Source organism: Stenotrophomonas sp. YJH_SMC_105-26, from assembly GCF_059368915.1.
The window spans coordinates 190,340-207,286 of the sequence record NZ_JCAFSD010000006.1 but is presented as its reverse complement, the minus strand read 5'-3'; the positions used below and the strand labels follow the sequence as shown (position 1 = coordinate 207,286).

Here is a 16,947-nt window from a genome sequence, read left to right as displayed (position 1 = left end):
CATGAGGGCCGTAGTCGGGATGGGGCGGGGGAGGAGCGGTGTTACGTGGGGGTCATGGGGCGACGATGCTGGCGGAGTCGCCCTCCTGGCCGATCAGTACGGCGTTGGCCCAGTTGGCACAGACCTGGGCGGGTTGGCTGCCCTGCGCACCCAGCGTGCGCAGGCTCAGGGTGGAAAGGCCACGGATGTCCAGCTCCGGCTTGACCACGCCGGGCGCCTTCACCAGGCCGCTGTCGTACAGCAGGCGGTTGTCGCCCCATACCTGGAACTGCAGGCCGCCGGCGTTGCGGCAGGCGTCGTCGATGCCGAGGTCGGCACGCAGCAGGTGCCAGCCGCCCTGCAGGCGCAGGTCGATGCGGCTGTTGGCGCCGACCCCCAGGCCACGGCGGAACTGCAGGCCGTTCATGCGCATGCCGGCGTCGCCACGGAAGGACTGGTCGGTACGCAGCTGGCTGGCCAGCGCGGCCGGCACCGGCAGCTCGGAGAGATAGCGCTGCCGGGCCGGTCGCTCCGGTTCCTGGTGTTCGAGAATGTGGAAGGTGGACAGGGCGATCGGGCCGACATCGCGCGGCTGCAGTGCATCGAACGCGCGGGCGCTGCCCTGTGCGGCGGTGACCATCGGGTCGGTGCTGCTGGCGCCGTCGCCTTCGGGGTTCTGCACGCTCAGCACGCGGAAGCGCAGCAGGCGGCCGGCGTGGGCCGGGAAGTCGATGCGCTGCACGCCTTCCTTCAACTGCAGGCGGCCACGGGCGATCGGCTCGCCCCACTCACCGTTGCTGTCGCCCAGGTAGACCTCATAGTCACGTACCTGCCCGTGCTTCCAGTTCTTGTCATTGCGTGGCGCGATGTCGATGCCATCGATCATCTTCCGCTCGCCGAAGCCGATCACCCACTCGTGGGCGCCGGTGCGCACGGCCTGGTTGCGCACGCTGCGGAACCAGGTGGCCGGATCGTCGTCGAAAGCATTTTCCAACGCATGGCCAGGCTCTTCGGCCGGGCGGTTGACCACCAGCAGGCTGTCGGCCGGCAGTTCGCGGCCCAGCACCGGTGCGGCCGGATAGGCATCATCGGTGGCTGCGGCAGCGACTGCGAAGTCCAGCTGCAGCTGCAGTGGCTGGCGGATATCCTGGGTGGCAGTGCGCACATGCACGGTGCCGCGGCGGTCCTTGGCATCGAAGTACCAGCCCTCGTTGGCGCTGTGGAAGGCGGCAGCATCGGCCAGCGCCGGCAGCGCGCGGCCACCGGCCTGCACCGCACGTGGTGCCTGCCGGCTGAGTACGCGCAGGCCGTAGCGGCGCTGCGCCAGCTGGCCGTTGTACTGGCCCTGCACGGCGTCGATCTGCACCTGCACCGGGCCACTGCCCTGCGCCGGCGCCTGCACGCGGATTACCTGCATGCTCGACTCGCCCTGCTGGTAGCGGCGCGTGTTGCCATCGTCTTCGTACAACGTGTACTGCGAGTCGCCCTGCGGGTACAGGTCGAAGGTCACTTCATCGAGCGGTTTTTCGCCATCGAACAGCATCGACGGGTACATCGGCAGGATCGCACCGGCACGCACGAACACCGGCAGCGTGGCCAGGTCCACCTGGCGGTCCAGCTGGCGGCCATCGGCGGCGGCCTGCACGCGACGGCCATCCCAGTAGTCGATCCAGCCGCCGGCCGGCAGGTGGATGTCGCGGCGCCAGCCACGGCTGGCGGCCTGGCTGCGGTACACCGGCGCCACCAGCAGGTCGCGGCCGAGCAGGAACTGGTACTTGTAGGTTTCATCCTGCGCATGCGGGTCGCGCGGGTTGTCCCACATCAGGCCACGCACCGGCGGTGCACCGGTCTGCGCGGCCTCGTGCACCAGCCCATACATGTATGGCGTCAGGCGCATCTTCAACTTCAGGTAGTCGCGGTTGATGCTGCGGTAGGGCTCGTCGTACCACCACGGGTGCTTGCGCGCGTTCGACGACCAGCCGCTCATGCCCATCAGCACCGGCGTGAACGCCTTCCACTGCAGGTCGCGGGTGAAGGTCTCGGCGCTTCCGCCGAAGATCGCATCCACATCGCCGCTGGCGTAGGCCATGCCGGACAGGCCCGAACCGACCAGGGTCGGCACGTGCCAGCGGATGTAATCCCAGCTGCTGCTCTGGTCGCCGGTCCATGCCACCGCGTAGCGCTGGATGCCGGCCCAGCCCATCACCGTCCACAGGAACGGGCGCGAATCGGAATTGTCGAGGATGCCGTTGAATGCCTGGCGGTTGGCGTCCATCGCGAACTGGTAGCCCTTGCCGGTCCAGGCCACGTCCAGCTTCTGCACGCGGCTGCCGGCCTTGCCCACTTCCCACGCGATCTTGTCGACGCCGTTCTCGGTCCACAGGCCGGTGCGGAAGCCGTAGCCGGCCAGCCCCTTCACCGTTTCCGGCAGCTGCTTGTAGCCGCAGCCGTAGCCATCGTTGGGCAGGATCCAGCCACCGGGCATGTCGTGGGCGCGGTACTGCTTGGCCACGCTGTCGATCACATCGGGCGTGGTGCCGGTCGGGCCGTCGCTCCAGCCTTCGGGCACGGTGCCGGGCTTCCTGCTGTTGTCGCCGTCGTTGTAGCAATCGGCATCGCCGTAGGACAGCGCCCAGCGCGCGACCATGTTGGGGCGGCCGGTCAGCTGGGTGTAGCGTTCGATCAGCTTGGGCAGGTCGGCGCCCACGAAGTAGTACGCATCGAAGCGGTCTTCGCGATGCAGCAACGTGGCCTGGTCGCTCTGGCGCAGGTCGTAGCTGCCATCGCTCCATGTATTGCGCAGCATGCCCCAGCCACGGCTGCTCAGCAGCATCGGCGCCGGGCTCGGCCGATCACCTTCTTCCCAGCCACCGGAATAGGACACCTCCAGCTCGCGGCCCTTGAACTGGTAACGGCCGTTCTGCTGGCCACCACCGAAGTAGCCCTCATCGGCCTGCGAGGACAGCACCTGCACGCTCTGCGTGGCATCCAGGTCCAGCGGTTGCAGTTCCTGCCACAGCGCGGTGGGCTGGCCATTGTCCAGCCGTTCCAGGCGCAGGCGCAGCGGCTGCCGCTGTACATGCAGTACCAGTGCCTCGGTACGCACGCGGATTTCCTGTGCGTCTTCTTCCAGCTGCGCCTGCACGCTCGCCTTGGGCTGCGGCAGCACGATCGGCGCGGCCTTGTCGCCGGCGCCGGTCAACGTGCCGTTGCGGCCGGCCTGCACGCGGATGATGTCGGTCGCCGGCAGTTCAATGCGGATGCGCGCGCCCTTGTCGGTCTGCAGGTCCCAGCCCTGCACGCCGTCGCGGCTGGCGCTGGCGCTGACCGTACGCAGGTTGCCGACCGGCTCGGCGCGGGCCGTCATGGACGCCAGCATCAAGGCCGGCACCAGGGCCAGCATCAGCGGCGAGCGACGAACGCAGTTTTCCACGCGGACTCCCAACCCGTTCACCGGGCGTTTCGAAAGCGATTGGGCCGACTCTAGGGCAGCGATTCGAAAGATGTCAACAAATTGAAAGGAAAAAGGAAGATATATTCCGTTGAAACGAAAGTTGTTGCGCCGCAATACTTTGTGTAAGCGCTTGCAGTTGCCTGTTAAGCATTGTGCGATACGGAATTCAGTGGGTCCTTTCGTTTTTCCCGGCATTGCGCACAGGGCAAAGCCACCCACCTTTTTTCTTTCTTTTTACTTTCGATGTTTGACATTTCGAAAGAAAACGCAGATGGTGCGCTGGCCCAACTGGAACCTCCGAATGGACGTCACCCTGCTTTCCGATGTGTCCGCCTGGCAGCGCCTTGGCGGAGCCGATACCGCTACCGAAATCGCCCAGCAGCCTGCGCTGTGGGACGCCCTCGCACAGGACCTGTCGCGTGCCCGCGACCGCCTGCAGGCCTTCCTCGGCGACAGCCTCAACGATTCCAACCAGCGCGTGCTGTTCACCGGCGCCGGCAGCTCCGGCTTCATCGCCGAAATGGTGGCCGACGCGATCAACGCGCAATGGCCTGCCGAGGTGCGCGTGGTGCACACCACCAGCCTGCTGACCCACCCGGCGCTGTACCTGCAGCGCGACCGTCCGACCCTGCTGGTCTCGTTCGGCCGCAGTGGCTCCAGCCCGGAGAGCGTGGCGGCGGTTGACCGCGTGCGCAGCGACGTGGATGACGCGCGCTTCCTCGACATCACCTGCAACGCCGATGGCGAGCTGGCCCGCAGTGGCGCCGGCCGTGCCGACACCTGCACCCTGCTGATGCCGTCGGCCAGCTGCGACCGCGCCTTCGCCATGACCAGCAGCCTGACCTGCATGCTGCTGGCCGCGCTGACCGTGTTCGATCGTTCGCCGTGGGATGCGCGCGTGACGCGCCTGAAGCAGATCGCCGCGCTGGCCCGCGAAGGCCTGGCGCAGTGGGATGCACCGGTGGCGACACTGGCGCAGCGCCCGTTCAACCGCATCATCTACCTCGGCAGCGGCCCGCTGGAAGCACTGGCACGCGAGTGCGCGCTGAAGGTGCTGGAGCTCACCGCTGGCCGCGTGCTGGCGCTGGCCAACACACCCCTGGGCTTCCGTCATGGCCCGAAGTCGACGCTGGATGGCAACACCCTGGTGGTGGTGCTGCGCAGCGTGCAGCCGCTGGCGCGCCGCTACGAACAGGACCTGCTGGAAGAACTGCGCCGCGACGGCGTGGCCGGCCAGGTGCTGGCGATCGGTCCGCATTCGGACATCGGCGCCGACGACGAATACACCCTCACCGTGCCGGCACTGGACGATCCGTGGCTGGCACCGGTGTGGCTGGGCTTTGCGCAGCTGTTCGCACTACAGCGCTCGGCCGCGCTGGGCCTGACCCCGGACAACCCGTTCCCGGACGGCACCGTCAACCGCGTCGTCAAGGGCGTCACCATCCACCATGGCTGAGCTGATCGCCCACGCCTGCTACGGCATCGACATCGGCGGCACCAAGATCGAGCTGGTGGCGTGCGATGTGGCGATGCAGGTTACCTGGCGCCGCCGCGTGGCCACCCCACAGGGTGACTACGACGGTTTCCTGCAGGCAGTCGTGGCGCTGGTCGCCGAGGCCGATGCCGCACTGGGCCGCAGTGATGCGGCGATCGGCATCGCCCTGCCCGGCGTGCGCGACCGCCGCAGCGGCCGCCAGCTCAGCGCGAACGTGCCTGCGTTGACCGGCCACAGCGTGGCCGCGGACCTGCAGGCGCGGCTGCAACGCCCGCTGCATTTCGGCAACGACCTGCAGTGTTTTGCCCTGTCTGAAGCACACGGCGGTGCCGCCGACGGCTACCCCAGCATGTTCGGCGCCATCCTCGGCACCGGTGCTGGCGGTGGTTTCTGCGTGCAGGGCCGCCTGCTGACCGGTTTCAACGGGCTGGCCGGCGAATGGGGCCACTGGAGCGTGCCCGGTCATCTGCTGCAGCGCCACGGCCTGCCGCTGATCGACTGCGCCTGCGGCCTGCAGGGCTGCGTGGAGCGTTATGTGTCCGGCAGTGGCGTGGCGATGATCGAGCGCCACCTTGGTGGCAGCGCCGCCGACGCCAGCGCGGTGATCGCCCTGGCCGAAGCCGGTGATGCCCGCGCGCGCAAGGCGCTGGACATCCATCGCGACCTGCTCGGCCACAGCCTGGCCGCGCTGGTGCTGGCGCTGGACCCGCACGTGATCGTGCTCGGCGGCGGCCTTTCGCAGTACGCGCCGCTGTACCAGCACCTGCCCGCCGCCATCGCCACCCACCTGTTCAAGGGTGTGCAGGTGCCACCGATCGTGCCGCCACGCTTCGGCGATGCCGGTGGCGCACGTGGTGCCGCCCTGCTCGCCTGCCAACCCTCGTTTTCCTGATGTCCGGAGCCTGACCATGTCCCCGTTGCAGACCCTGCTTGCTTCCCACCGCGCCGGTGCCAATGTCGGCCTGTACAGCGTCTGCTGCAGCAACGAGCAGGTGCTGCGCGCGGCCATGCACGTGGCACAGGCACATGGCACCGTGCTGCTGGTCGAGGCCACCTCCAACCAGGTCGACCAGTTCGGCGGCTACACCGGCATGACCCCGCCGCAGTACCGCGATTACGTCGGCGCCCTGGCCGATGAGGAAGGCTTCCCACGCGAACGGCTGATCCTGGGCGGCGACCATCTCGGCCCGAATGCCTGGCAGAGGCGCCCGGCGGCCGAAGCGATGACCCACGCGCGCGTGCTGATCGAAGCCTACGTCGCCGCCGGTTTCCACAAGATCCACCTCGACTGCAGCATGTCCTGCGCCGATGACCCGGTGCCGCTGCCCGATGCCATCGTCGCTGCACGTTCGGCCGAGCTTGCCGAGATCGCCGAACGCACCGCCGCCGAACACGGCCTGCCGCCGCCGGTCTACGTGATCGGTACCGAGGTGCCGATTCCCGGTGGCGAAGCCTCGCTGGCCGAAGGCCTGCAGGTGACCACGCCGGCTGCCGCCGCGCAGACCCTGGCCATCCACCAGCAGGCGTTCGACACGCCACAGCTGCGCGATGCGTGGCAGCGCGTGATCGCGATGGTGGTGCAGCCTGGCGTGGACTTCGACCACAGCAGCGTGCATGAGTACAACCGGGACGCCGCCCATGCGCTCGCCGACTTCCTCGAGCGGCAGCCGCGCATCGTGTTCGAAGCGCATTCCACCGACTACCAGCGCGAAAGCGGCCTGCATGCGCTGGTACGCGACCACTTCGCCATCCTCAAGGTCGGCCCGGCGGCCACCTTCGCCTACCGCGAGGCGCTGTTCGCGCTGGCCGCGATCGAGGCCGAACTGCTGCCGGCCGCACAGTGCTCGCGCCTGCCGCAGGTGCTGGACGAGGTGATGGTGGCGCAGCCGAAGTACTGGCAGTCCTACTACCAGGGCGATGCCGCCGCGCTGCGCCTGCTGCGCCGTTATTCCTTCAGCGACCGCTGCCGCTACTACTGGGGCGAGCCGGCGCTGGTACAGGCGGTGCAGACCCTGTTCGCCAACCTGGAGCAGCATGCGCCGCCGCTGGTGCTGCTCAGCCAGTACCTGCCGGAGCAGTACCGCGCCGTGCGCGAAGGCAGCCTGGCCAACACCCCCACCGCGCTGGTGCAGCACCGCATCGGCCTGTGCCTGGGTGAGTACGCCCGTGCCTGCAGCGCCAACCAGGCCGGACCCCGCACGCAGAACGCAGGTTCGGCTGCCGGCGTTCCTGCGAACGGCTAATCTCTACCTTTTCCCGCAAAACCGAGAATGGCCATGCGCAACACCCGCTCCCGCCGGCAACAGATCCTGCAGCTGCTGATCGAGCACGGCTCGGTGCAGGTGGCCGATCTGGTCGAGCGCTTCGGCGTGTCGGCGGTGACGATCCGTGCCGACCTGACCCACTTCGAATCGCAGGGCCTGGCCAACCGCACCCACGGCGGCGCGACCCTGGTGCGCACGCCGCCGCAGGAACAGGACATCCATGAGAAGGACGCGCTGAACCTGCCGCTGAAGGAATCGATCGGTGCGCGCGCTGCGCGCCTGGTGCAGCCGGGTGACAACATCATCATCGATTCCGGCTCGACCACGATGACGCTGGCCCGCCACCTGCGCGCGCATCGCGACGTGACGGTGATGACCAACGGCCTGAACATCGCCTGGGAACTGGCCAATGCCGCGGGCATCACCGTGCTGCTGACCGGTGGCCTGCTGCGCCAGCAGTCGCTGTCGCTGCAGGGCAGCCAGGCCGAAGCCAGCCTCAACTCGTACAGCTTCGACACCCTGTTCCTGGGCGTGGACGGCCTGGACCTGCAGTTCGGCCTGACTACCCACGACGAGGCCGAAGCCCGCCTCAACCACCGCATGGTCGAGCGTGCGCGCCGCATCGTGGTGCTGACCGATGCCTCCAAGTTCGGCCGCGTCAGCCTGCACCGCATCGCCCTGCTGGACCAGATCCACGCCATCATCACCGACGCCGGCATCGACGATGCAACCCGCGAAGGGCTGCAGCGGCTGGGCATCGAAGTGATCATCGCCGAGCCCACCGCATGACCGACACCCGCACCCTGCATGGCCGCATCCTCACCCCGCTGGGCTGGCGGCGCGGGCACGTCCACTTCGATTCACGCGTGCGCCGGCTGCAGGTGGACGACCACAGCGGCGCCGACGACCTGCAGCTGCCGGTGATCCTGCCCGGCTTCGTCGACCTGCATGTGCATGGCGCGGCCGGCGTGGACCTGATGCAGGGCGGCGACGTGGCACGCACCATCGCCCGCACCCATCTGCGCTTCGGCACCACCACGCTGCTGGCGACCACCATGACTGCCGGGCTGGACGAGATCGAGCACGCGCTGCACGGCGTCGCTGCGGCGATGGCGGCGCCCGATACCGACGCCGCCAGCATCGTCGGCGTGCATCTGGAAGGACCGTTCATCAGCCCGCAGCGGCTGGGCGCACAGCCCAATCGTACGATCGAGGCGACGGTGGCACTGGTGCAGCAGCTGCACGCGCTGGCGCCGATCCGGGTGATGACGCTGGCGCCGGAGATCGGCGAGCACACCGCGTTGATACCCGCGCTTTCGGCGATGGGCATCCGCGTGCAGCTGGGCCACAGCGCCGGCACCTACGAGGAGGGCGTGGCGGCGCTGCAGGCCGGTGCCTCCGGCTTCACCCATCTGTTCAACGGCATGACTGGCGTTGACCACTATCGCCCGGGCATTGCGGCGGCGGCGCTGGCGCATGCGCAGTACGCCGAGATCATCCCCGACCTGCAGCACATCCACCCCGGCGTTATCCGGCTGGCCGCGCGCGCGATCCCGCGCCTGTACGCGGTGACCGACGCGACTGCCGCCACCGGCATGCCCGACGGCGAGTACGCGCTGGGCGAGCAGCGCGTGCACAAGTGCGGCGGCTGCGTGCGCCTGGCGACGGGTTCGCTGGCCGGCAGCGCACTGACCATGGACCAGGCGCTGCGCAACCTGGTGCGCGTCGGCCTGGACCTGGCCGACGCCTCGCAGCGGGTTTCCACCTTCCCGGCCGACTATCTGGGCCTGGGCGATCGCGGCCGCATCGCGCCCGACGCCCGCGCCGACCTGGTGGTGCTGGACGCCGAACTGCGCCTGCAGCAGGTGGTCATTGGTGGGCGCGTGGTCGATCTGACCTGACGCAAGCGATGCGGCCCGGATGCCGCGCGGGCTCCCTGTAGAGCCGAGCCATGCTCGGCTCACCGCGCGAAGCGCGGCATGGGGAACCTCGATATCGGAACGGAAAGCAGCCGAGCATGGCTCGGCTCTACAGAATGCACTCTGCGACGAACCGCCGCCGGGCCTGGCCCGGCGCTACCACAGGAACTGCCGATGACTGCAAGCACCGCCCCGCGCTGGCCCGTACGCTACCTGCTCTTCATCGGCGGCCTCGGCGGCCTGCTGTACGGCATCGACATCGGCATCATCGCCGGTGCCCTGCCCTACCTGGAGGCAACGGCCAGCCACGCCTGGCAGCTCAGCAGCCAGCAACTCGGCTTCGTGGTGGCGGCGGTACTGCTGGGCAGCGTGCTGTCCTCGCTGTTCGCCGGCATGGTCGCCGACCTGATCGGTCGCCGCGGTGCGATGCTGCTGGCCGGCCTGCTGTTCACCGCGTCGATTCCGATCATGGCGCTGGCCTCGGGCTACACGCCGCTGCTGCTCGGGCGGCTGCTGCAGGGCATCAGTGGCGGCCTGATCGGCGTGGTGATCCCGCTGTACCTGGCCGAAGTGCTCAGCCCCGAGCGGCGTGGACGCGGTGCGGCGATGTTCCAGCTGCTGCTGACCATCGGCCTGGTGTTGGCGGCACTGATCGGGCTGTACCACGCACATGCGGTGGATGCCGCCGCCGAAGCCGTGCGCTCGCTGCCGCTGGCGCAGCAGGCGCAGGAACTGTTCACGGTGAAGGACCAGGCCTGGCGCACCATCTTCTGGAGCTGCCTGGCGCCAGGCCTGCTGTTCTGTGCCGGCATCTTCTGGCTGTCCGAATCGCCGCGCTGGCTGGTGCGCCGCGGCCGCGTCGATGATGCCCGCCGCAGCCTGCAGCGGGTGTTGCCTGCTGCCGACGTGGAACCCACCCTTGCACAGATCCAGGCGCCGGAATCGAGCAGCAGCGACGGCAAGCGCGACCCACTGCTCAGCCGCCGCTACGTGGTGCCGTTCGTGCTGGCCTGCGTGGTGCTGGCCTGCACCCAGGCCACCGGCATCAATTCGGTGCTGGCGTACGCGGTGAACATCCTCAACCAGGCCGGCCTGTCCGGCTCGGTGGCCAACGGCGCCGACGTGGCGATCAAGCTGCTCAACGCGGTGATGACCGTGGTCGCGCTGCTGCTGGTCGACCGCAAGGGCCGCAAGTTCCTGCTGATGCTCGGCAGCGGCGGCATCTGCGTGGCCCTGCTGGCTGCCGCCACGCTGTTCTTCCAGGCCGAGCGTGGCCGCGCCGACGTGCAGCCGCAACTGCAGGCGGCGGTCAGCGGCGACGGCCTGCGGCTGGTGCTGGACGACGCACAGTGGCAGCGCCTGGGCGGTGGCATAAACAGCGAAGGCCGGCCGATGCAGCTGACCGTGTCGTACGCCTACGGTGACTTCACCAATGTGCGCGCCCTGCGCAGCGACAGCCTGACCGACCGCGAGCTGCGCATCGAGCGTGCCGGGACCGTGCAGCCGGACAGTGTGATCGGCGCGTTCTTCCGCAAGCTGCATCTGAACCCGTTCGCCGACCCGGCCAAGGCCGCACAGGCACCGCTGCGCATCGAGCAGGCCCGCATCGGCCCGGTGCCGCCGCCGGCGCATGGCTGGGCGGTAGCCGCCTGCATCCTGGTGTTCGTCGCGTTCTTCGCGGTCGGCCCCGGCGTCTGCGTGTGGCTGGCACTGTCGGAACTGATGCCCAATCGCATCCGCTCCAACGGCATGAGCATCGCCCTGCTGATCAACCAGTTCGTGTCGACCACCATCGCCGCCATCTTCCTGCCCACGGTGGGCCACTACGGCTACGCCAGCATGTTCCTGTTCTGGGCGGCGTGCACGTTCGTGTTCTTCCTGGTAGCCGCGTTCTGGCTGCCGGAGACCAAGGGCAAGTCACTGGAGGAGATCGAGGCACGGTTCGCACGGTAGCGGTCGACCTTGGTCGACCTCCGCGCGTAGCGCGGTGGTGTTGGCGCGCCCGTCACTGACCGGTGATGTGCCTGGCCAGCGCCTGTGCCTCGGCAATGCTCGGCAGCCCGCTCAGCATCATCGATTCCCCGAAGGGGCCTTTCACCGTCGCCACCATCAGCACGCGGCCGTCCACGCTGATCGCCGCGCGCTGGCCCACCAGGGCCGAGGTGCCATCGTGGATGCGCTGATGCGCTTCTGGCCGATAGCGGATCTGCAGGCCTGGCTGCTTGGCATCGTCCAGCACGTAGCGCACATCGGCGATGTCCGCACTGCCGGCAATCGGCGGCTCGCGCAGGGCCAGGGTTTCACCTTGCCAGTGCGCCGGAGTGCCGTTGCCAGCCGCATCGACCGCGCTCAGGCGCACGTCCACGCCGGCGCGCGGCGCATGATCCTTGCCTGCCAGCGCACCGGGCGCGGCACCCGGCATGCATCCGGCCAGCACCAGCGCCGCGCCCAGCAGGAGCGGAAGCGCGCCCCTCATTTCAGCTTCCGCAGCTTGAACGCCACCAGCACCTGCAGCAGCCCGTACAGCAGGCTGCCAATGCCGATCCACAGCGTGGTCACCGCCACGCCTGCGTATGGATTGGCCGCGAACAGCAGCCCCAGCACCACCGCCAGCACGCCACTGAGGATCAGCAGCCACTCGCCCTGGATCTGCTTGCGCACGCGGATCGCGAAGACGATGCGATAGATGCCGGCTACCAGCAGCCACGCCGCCAGGAACAGCACCAGCACGCTGGCGGTGGCCAGCGGGTTGATCACCGCCAGGATGCCGAAGCCCAGCGAAGCGATGGCATACAGCGCCAGCCAGCCGCGCGAGGCGCCGCTGCCACCACTGATCAGTGCGAACAGGCTGATGACCCCTTCGATGATGGCCATCACGCCCAGCGTCCAGGCCAATGCCATGGCTGCGGACAGCGGCCAACCGATGGCGATGATGCCGAAGCCGAGCGCGACCAGGCCATACAGCAGCAGGATCCACCAGCTGCGGCCAACCGCTGACAACAAGGGAGACAAGGGGGAATTCATGGTCACTCCTTCGATCCGGAACCGGGTTCATCCTAGCCCGTTGCGATGAAGGGAGCGATCACGGCACCCGCGCGCACACCCATACCCGCACCTCTCTGGCGCCCACGCAGCGCAGGGTTTCGGCGATTTCCATCACCGTGCTGCCGGTGGTCATCACGTCGTCGACCACGGTCAGATGCGTGGGCACCGGCCCGTGGACATCGAACGCATCGAACAGGTTTTCCCTGCGCTGTTCGGCCGTGCGTTCGGACTGCGGTGCGGTGTGCCGCCGCCGGTACAGCCCCTGCCAGACCGGCAACGGCAGCAGCCGGCAGAGCTCGGCAGCCTGGTTGTAGCCGCGCTGGCGCAGGCGCCGGCGGTGCAGCGGCACCGGCACCAGCGGCGGGCAGGACCAGGGCGGTGGTGCGCGCTGCATCAACTGCGCCAGCAGGCGACCGGCCGCCAGGTCCTGATGGAACTTGTAGCGCAGCAGCAGCTGGTCCACCGGCGGCAGGTACAGCAGGCTGGCGTGCGTGGCCGTCTGCGGTGGTGCTTCCTCGCGGCAGCTGCCGCAGACGATCAGGGCCTCATCCGGCAACGGCAGTGCACACCGCAGGCAGGCGCGACCGGCCCAGGGCAGTCCGGCGAGGCAGGCGCGGCACAGATCGAGATCATCATGGCCCGGATCGCCGCAGACCAGGCAGCGCAGTGGCAGCAGGACACCCAGCAGTGCGCGGGAGACACGGGTTGCCGAATGCAGGAGATCAATACGCATTGCCCATGCTTCATCGCGCTGCCCATGTGCGGCCATCGGCGAAGCACCGATCGCAGTGTCGGGACTGCCCGCAACTGCAGAGGGTGCTGCCGATCAGGAAAGGCGTCCGCCCTGCCCAGGCCCGGTTGATGCAACGGCCGACGCCGTCAACACCTCCGCCAACCCACGATAGATCGGCACCCGGCATACCAGACCGGACACGCCCCGCGCGATCAGCACCGTGGCCAGGATCGGCAGGAGCAGATCGCCGCTGTCGGTCAGCTCCAGCGAGATCACCGCCGAGGTCAGCGGTGCCTGGGTGACGCCGGTCAGGTAGGCGCACATGCCCAGCAGCACGAACGCGCGCGGATCCACGCCCGGCATCAGCACCGCCAGGTTGTGGCCCAGCCCCGCGCCGACCGCCAACGCGGGCGAGAACAGGCCGCCGGGTATGCCGGCCACGTACGATGCCAGGTTGGCCAGCAGCTTCATCAACCCGAACTCGTGGCCGACCAACGGCTGCCCCTGCACCAGGCTGCGCGCCTGTTCGTAGCCGGTGCCGAACGCGCCGTCGCCGAACGTCAAAGCCAGTGCCACCACCGCCAGGCCGCAGCCTGCGGCCAGCAGCACCGGATGCCGCTGGCGCAGCTGGCCCAGCCAACGCGGGCGGCCCGCCGCACTGGCCAGCACCGCGCGCGCGAACAGGCCGCCCAGCAACCCGGCCACCACGCCGCACAGCAGGATCGCCAGCCAGCCCTGCCCCAGCGGCAGCCGCGCGCTCACATGGCCGAAGTAGGTGTAGTTGCCAAGCAGGCCCAGCGACACCACGCCACCGACGATCACCGCCGTCAGCAGGGTGCCGGAGAAGCGATGCTCGAAACGGCCGCTGAGCTCCTCGATGGCGAATACGATGCCGGCCAGCGGCGTGTTGAACGCCGCGGCAATGCCCGCTGCACCGCCGGCCAGCAGGAAGTGCGAGAGCTCGCGAGGATCCCTGAAGCCGAACCAGCGGCCGAACAGGTACATCAGGCTGGCACCCACATGCACCGTGGGACCTTCGCGTCCGACCGACGCGCCGCCGAGCAGTGACAACGAGGTCAGCAGCAGCTTGCCGGCTGAGACCGCAGGCGAAAGATTGGTCTTCCGGAATGGCTCATCGGGCTTGTCCAACGCAGCGATGACCTGCGGAATGCCGCTGCCCCGCGTGGGCTTCAGCACGCCACTGGTCAACCAGGCCAGCAGCGCGAAGATGCCCGGCGTGAGCAGTAGGGCCCACCACGGCGAGTGCGCGGTGATGCGCTGGAACAGATGGAAGGCCGCGTCGCTGGCCTTGGCGAACAGGATGGCCACCAGCGCTACGGCCACAGCGCCGCCCCAGAGCGCGGCGCGGCGGCGCCAGGCCTCGCTGAGAACCAGCGCGGTGATGCGGCCGCGGAGGCGATGGAGATCGGTCATGGGGCACAGTCTGCGCGCCAGCGCTTGCGTTGGGCAGCGGTTATTGTGGCTGCAGGCCTTGCAGGATGCGGTGAAACGCGCGAGTGCGGGTGCTCGCCGATAGCACCTGCCCTGTGCAGCTACCTATGCGTGCAGGCGCTCCCGCCACCGGCGCTTCTCCACCGCACGCACGTTGGGCTGCTGCCGCAGCCACTCCAGATACAGCTGCAGATGGGCCAGCTCGTCATCAGCCGGATCACCGGTGAACTCACGCACCGCGACCAGATTTCCGTAGTTTCTGGCGTACTTGCCGGGCGTGTCATCGATACCGATCATCTGCTCCAAACGGAAGCCGTGGCGCTTCAGCTTGCCCAGCCGCTTCTGCGAGGTGTAACCGCCGGTTTCCCAATCACGGGCCGTGCTGCACCGCGGCGCGGACCACAGGAACGCCAGCGGACGCCCCGGCATCAGCCGGTCCACCAGCGGTTCGGCGTACAGTTGCCCGGACGACGTCCACACACCCACCGTGAAATGGGCAAAGGCATAGTCGAGGAATGCCTGCAGATGGGGCCGCAGGTAGACGTGGTAGCCGACGAGGCGGAAATCCGCGGGTCGCTCCAGTTCACGCTCGCTGGCATGCACCAGCGTCTCATCCAGATCGAGTATCAGCAGCTTTCCGCCCTGCGGCATCGTGTCCGGTTCCATGCGCATCCTTCTTTCATTGCCTCGGCTGCCGCCATCTTCTGGATGGACTTCAGCATGTGTCCTTCCAGCAGGTAGATGTAAGCACAGTTCCAGCCAGGTCCTGGTGGGCGCAAGCCTACTGCCGGACGCGCACTTCGCAACAGCCCATCCGCGTGAGGTCGCCCTGCGCCTGCAACATGCCCCGTTCCACCAGCATGCGTACACGCCCTGCATAGAACACATCGGGAATTCCCGATCGGCACTTCGGCTGCAGCGACATGACCATGCCCACAATGTAGGCGATCTTTCGGAACTGCCCGTCGCAGAGGGAGAACAGCTGCTCGTCGATCGAGGCGATGTCCTCGCTGTTCAGCGCGGCGATGTTCTGCCGCGCCTGGTCAGTGAGATGGGCATCGTTGTCGGAGCGCTCGTCCGTATCGCGCAGGCAGCCATTGATGGCCAACAGGCGAACCAGCACATAGTGGCCGAAAGCCTCGAGTTCCTCCTTGGGCAACGTCGCCGGATCGAACTGCCCTGCCGGGTAGTCCTTGAAGGTCACGAAGACGTGGTTCTTCCACTGCCCTGGCGTGTCGGACTGGCGCAGATCATCCAGCACCACGCGCAGGCCGCCGTCGGGCAGTTCGGCAAGGCTGCACAGCACCGCGTCGCGGCGGATCGGGTAGGGCTGGTAGCTGTTCATGGCACGTGCTCGCGCGTCCGTATGCAGCAATGAAATTACACCGTAGCGCCCATTCATGGCGGTCCACCAATGTAAACCAGATGAGAAACAGCAAAGTTGACAGGACTCACCAACCCACCCACACTGCCGCCCTCGCTCCACTCGTACCCAAGGTCCCGCCATGGCTGCTGCCATCCGCCACGACTGGCAACACGACGAACTGCAGGCGCTGTTCGATCTGCCGTTCCCCGAGCTGCTGTTCCGCGCTGCCGCAGTCCATCGCGAGCACTTCGACCCAGCGCAGGTGCAGGTGTCCACGCTGTTGTCGGTGAAGACCGGCGGCTGCCCGGAAGACTGCGCGTACTGCCCGCAGGCACAGCGCTACAGCACCGGGGTGAACGCGCAGAAGCTGATGGACACCGACGCGGTGCTGGCCAAGGCACGCCAGGCCAAGGCTGCCGGCGCATCGCGCTTCTGCATGGGTGCCGCGTGGCGATCGCCGAAGGACCGCGACATCCCGAAGGTGGCGGCGATGATCGCCGGGGTGAAGGCGCTGGGCCTGGAAACCTGCGCCACGCTGGGCATGCTCAGTGGCGAGCAGGCGCGTGCGCTGAAGGATGCGGGCCTGGACTACTACAACCACAATCTCGACACCGCGCCGGACTACTACGATTCGATCATCCACACGCGCCAGTACCAGGACCGCCTGGACACGCTGGCGCACGTGCGCGATGCCGGTCTGAAAACCTGCTGCGGCGGCATTGTCGGCATGGGCGAGACGCGCGCGCAGCGCGTGGGCCTGCTGCTGGCGCTGGCCACGCTGCCGGCGCATCCCGATTCGGTGCCGATCAACAAGCTGGTGCAGGTGGCGGGCACGCCACTGCATGGCAGTGCCGAACTGGATCCGTTCGAGTTCGTGCGCATGATCGCGGTGGCACGCATCGCCATGCCGCGTTCGATGGTGCGGCTGTCGGCCGGTCGCGAGGCGATGAGCGACGAACTGCAGGCGCTGTGCTTCGTGGCCGGTGCCAACTCGATCTTCTACGGCGACAAGCTGCTGACCACCGGCAACCCGGAGAGCGAGCACGACCTGGCCCTGTTCGCGCGGCTGGGGTTGCAGCCGATGGCGGTGCAGGTGGATGCCGAGGGCCACGACCACGGCGGCACCGTGCACGCTGATATCAGCGCCGATGCGCCCGCCTGTGGCTGCGCTCACGCGGCCTGAGACGGGCCGCAAGCAGGCGCCGCGGCAACGCGCTACCCTAGCCGCCCCGTCGCCGCA

Annotated in this window: 14 protein-coding genes; 7 read left to right on the top strand and 7 right to left on the bottom strand. The window is 68.3% G+C overall.

Annotation, left to right across the window (positions count from 1 at the left end; genetic code table 11):
- Positions 1 to 52 precede the first annotated feature (52 nt).
- Positions 53 to 3,412, bottom strand: coding sequence for a TIM-barrel domain-containing protein (locus AC5P7F_RS15270; RefSeq protein ID WP_164077693.1), 3,360 nt, complete (start codon positions 3,410 to 3,412; stop codon positions 53 to 55).
- A gap of 322 nt (positions 3,413 to 3,734) precedes the next feature.
- Here AC5P7F_RS15270 and AC5P7F_RS15265 point away from each other — a divergent pair, with 322 nt between their 5' ends.
- The 6 genes from AC5P7F_RS15265 (at position 3,735) to AC5P7F_RS15240 (ending at position 11,064) form a co-directional block, all read left to right on the top strand.
- Entirely contained in the window at positions 3,735 to 4,889 is a 1,155-nt protein-coding gene (locus AC5P7F_RS15265) for an SIS domain-containing protein (RefSeq protein ID WP_164077694.1), read from the top strand.
- Positions 4,882 to 5,820 (top strand): ROK family protein, encoded by a 939-nt coding sequence (locus AC5P7F_RS15260; protein WP_014648753.1) that lies wholly within the window; start codon positions 4,882 to 4,884, stop codon positions 5,818 to 5,820. Before AC5P7F_RS15265 ends, AC5P7F_RS15260 begins: the two co-directional genes overlap by 8 nt.
- 16 nt (positions 5,821 to 5,836) lie before the next feature.
- A complete protein-coding gene (locus tag AC5P7F_RS15255) occupies positions 5,837 to 7,171 on the top strand; it encodes a D-tagatose-bisphosphate aldolase, class II, non-catalytic subunit (RefSeq protein WP_164077695.1) in 1,335 nt (444 codons plus the stop codon).
- 33 nt (positions 7,172 to 7,204) lie between these two features.
- Positions 7,205 to 7,981: a DeoR family transcriptional regulator gene (locus AC5P7F_RS15250; protein ID WP_014038836.1), complete on the top strand. Its 777-nt coding sequence runs from the start codon at positions 7,205 to 7,207 to the stop codon at positions 7,979 to 7,981.
- The gene (gene nagA, locus AC5P7F_RS15245; RefSeq protein WP_046433040.1) at positions 7,978 to 9,093 is read left to right on the top strand and encodes an N-acetylglucosamine-6-phosphate deacetylase; all 1,116 of its coding nucleotides are present in this window, start codon (positions 7,978 to 7,980) and stop codon (positions 9,091 to 9,093) included. The genes AC5P7F_RS15250 and nagA overlap by 4 nt, the downstream gene beginning before the upstream one ends.
- 192 nt (positions 9,094 to 9,285) lie before the next feature.
- Positions 9,286 to 11,064, top strand: a complete 1,779-nt coding sequence (locus AC5P7F_RS15240; protein ID WP_014648756.1) for an MFS transporter — start codon at positions 9,286 to 9,288, stop codon at positions 11,062 to 11,064.
- A gap of 52 nt (positions 11,065 to 11,116) precedes the next feature.
- Here the strand turns inward: AC5P7F_RS15240 and AC5P7F_RS15235 are convergent, their stop codons facing one another.
- The 6 genes from AC5P7F_RS15235 to AC5P7F_RS15210 all read right to left on the bottom strand — a co-directional run bounded on the left by AC5P7F_RS15235 (position 11,117) and on the right by AC5P7F_RS15210 (position 15,686).
- Positions 11,117 to 11,587, bottom strand: a complete 471-nt coding sequence (locus tag AC5P7F_RS15235; protein ID WP_032957521.1) for a SecDF P1 head subdomain-containing protein — start codon at positions 11,585 to 11,587, stop codon at positions 11,117 to 11,119.
- Positions 11,584 to 12,135 (bottom strand): HdeD family acid-resistance protein, encoded by a 552-nt coding sequence (locus AC5P7F_RS15230; RefSeq protein WP_014648758.1) that lies wholly within the window; start codon positions 12,133 to 12,135, stop codon positions 11,584 to 11,586. The genes AC5P7F_RS15235 and AC5P7F_RS15230 overlap by 4 nt, the downstream gene beginning before the upstream one ends.
- 58 nt (positions 12,136 to 12,193) lie before the next feature.
- Positions 12,194 to 12,889: a ComF family protein gene (locus AC5P7F_RS15225; RefSeq protein ID WP_049442014.1), complete on the bottom strand. Its 696-nt coding sequence runs from the start codon at positions 12,887 to 12,889 to the stop codon at positions 12,194 to 12,196.
- Between the two features lie 93 nt (positions 12,890 to 12,982).
- A complete protein-coding gene (locus tag AC5P7F_RS15220) occupies positions 12,983 to 14,323 on the bottom strand; it encodes a chloride channel protein (RefSeq protein ID WP_164077696.1) in 1,341 nt (446 codons plus the stop codon).
- Between the two features lie 123 nt (positions 14,324 to 14,446).
- Positions 14,447 to 15,007 (bottom strand): HAD family hydrolase, encoded by a 561-nt coding sequence (locus AC5P7F_RS15215; RefSeq protein ID WP_197637303.1) that lies wholly within the window; start codon positions 15,005 to 15,007, stop codon positions 14,447 to 14,449.
- Between the two features lie 115 nt (positions 15,008 to 15,122).
- Positions 15,123 to 15,686 carry a DUF3658 domain-containing protein gene (locus AC5P7F_RS15210; RefSeq protein ID WP_126412550.1) on the bottom strand — a complete coding sequence of 188 codons (564 nt, stop codon included), beginning with the start codon at positions 15,684 to 15,686 and terminating at the stop codon, positions 15,123 to 15,125.
- 160 nt (positions 15,687 to 15,846) lie between these two features.
- On the opposite strand from AC5P7F_RS15210, the gene bioB reads away from it, so the two are divergent.
- A complete protein-coding gene (gene bioB, locus AC5P7F_RS15205) occupies positions 15,847 to 16,890 on the top strand; it encodes a biotin synthase BioB (protein ID WP_164077697.1) in 1,044 nt (347 codons plus the stop codon).
- Positions 16,891 to 16,947: the final 57 nt, after the last annotated feature.

Excerpts from the sequence above, each read along its gene's own strand:
- AC5P7F_RS15255 (WP_164077695.1), top strand. The coding sequence starts at position 5,837 with ATGTCCCCGTTGCAGACCCTGCTTGCTTCCCACCGCGCCGGTGCCAAT.
- AC5P7F_RS15260 (WP_014648753.1), top strand. The coding sequence starts at position 4,882 with ATGGCTGAGCTGATCGCCCACGCCTGCTACGGCATCGACATCGGCGGC.
- AC5P7F_RS15210 (WP_126412550.1), bottom strand. The coding sequence starts at position 15,686 with ATGAACAGCTACCAGCCCTACCCGATCCGCCGCGACGCGGTGCTGTGC.
- AC5P7F_RS15250 (WP_014038836.1), top strand. The coding sequence starts at position 7,205 with ATGCGCAACACCCGCTCCCGCCGGCAACAGATCCTGCAGCTGCTGATC.
- AC5P7F_RS15220 (WP_164077696.1), bottom strand. The coding sequence starts at position 14,323 with ATGACCGATCTCCATCGCCTCCGCGGCCGCATCACCGCGCTGGTTCTC.
- AC5P7F_RS15235 (WP_032957521.1), bottom strand. The coding sequence starts at position 11,587 with ATGAGGGGCGCGCTTCCGCTCCTGCTGGGCGCGGCGCTGGTGCTGGCC.
- AC5P7F_RS15215 (WP_197637303.1), bottom strand. The coding sequence starts at position 15,007 with ATGGAACCGGACACGATGCCGCAGGGCGGAAAGCTGCTGATACTCGAT.
- bioB (WP_164077697.1), top strand. The coding sequence starts at position 15,847 with ATGGCTGCTGCCATCCGCCACGACTGGCAACACGACGAACTGCAGGCG.
- AC5P7F_RS15240 (WP_014648756.1), top strand. The coding sequence starts at position 9,286 with ATGACTGCAAGCACCGCCCCGCGCTGGCCCGTACGCTACCTGCTCTTC.
- AC5P7F_RS15230 (WP_014648758.1), bottom strand. The coding sequence starts at position 12,135 with ATGAATTCCCCCTTGTCTCCCTTGTTGTCAGCGGTTGGCCGCAGCTGG.
- AC5P7F_RS15225 (WP_049442014.1), bottom strand. The coding sequence starts at position 12,889 with ATGCGTATTGATCTCCTGCATTCGGCAACCCGTGTCTCCCGCGCACTG.
- AC5P7F_RS15265 (WP_164077694.1), top strand. The coding sequence starts at position 3,735 with ATGGACGTCACCCTGCTTTCCGATGTGTCCGCCTGGCAGCGCCTTGGC.
- nagA (WP_046433040.1), top strand. The coding sequence starts at position 7,978 with ATGACCGACACCCGCACCCTGCATGGCCGCATCCTCACCCCGCTGGGC.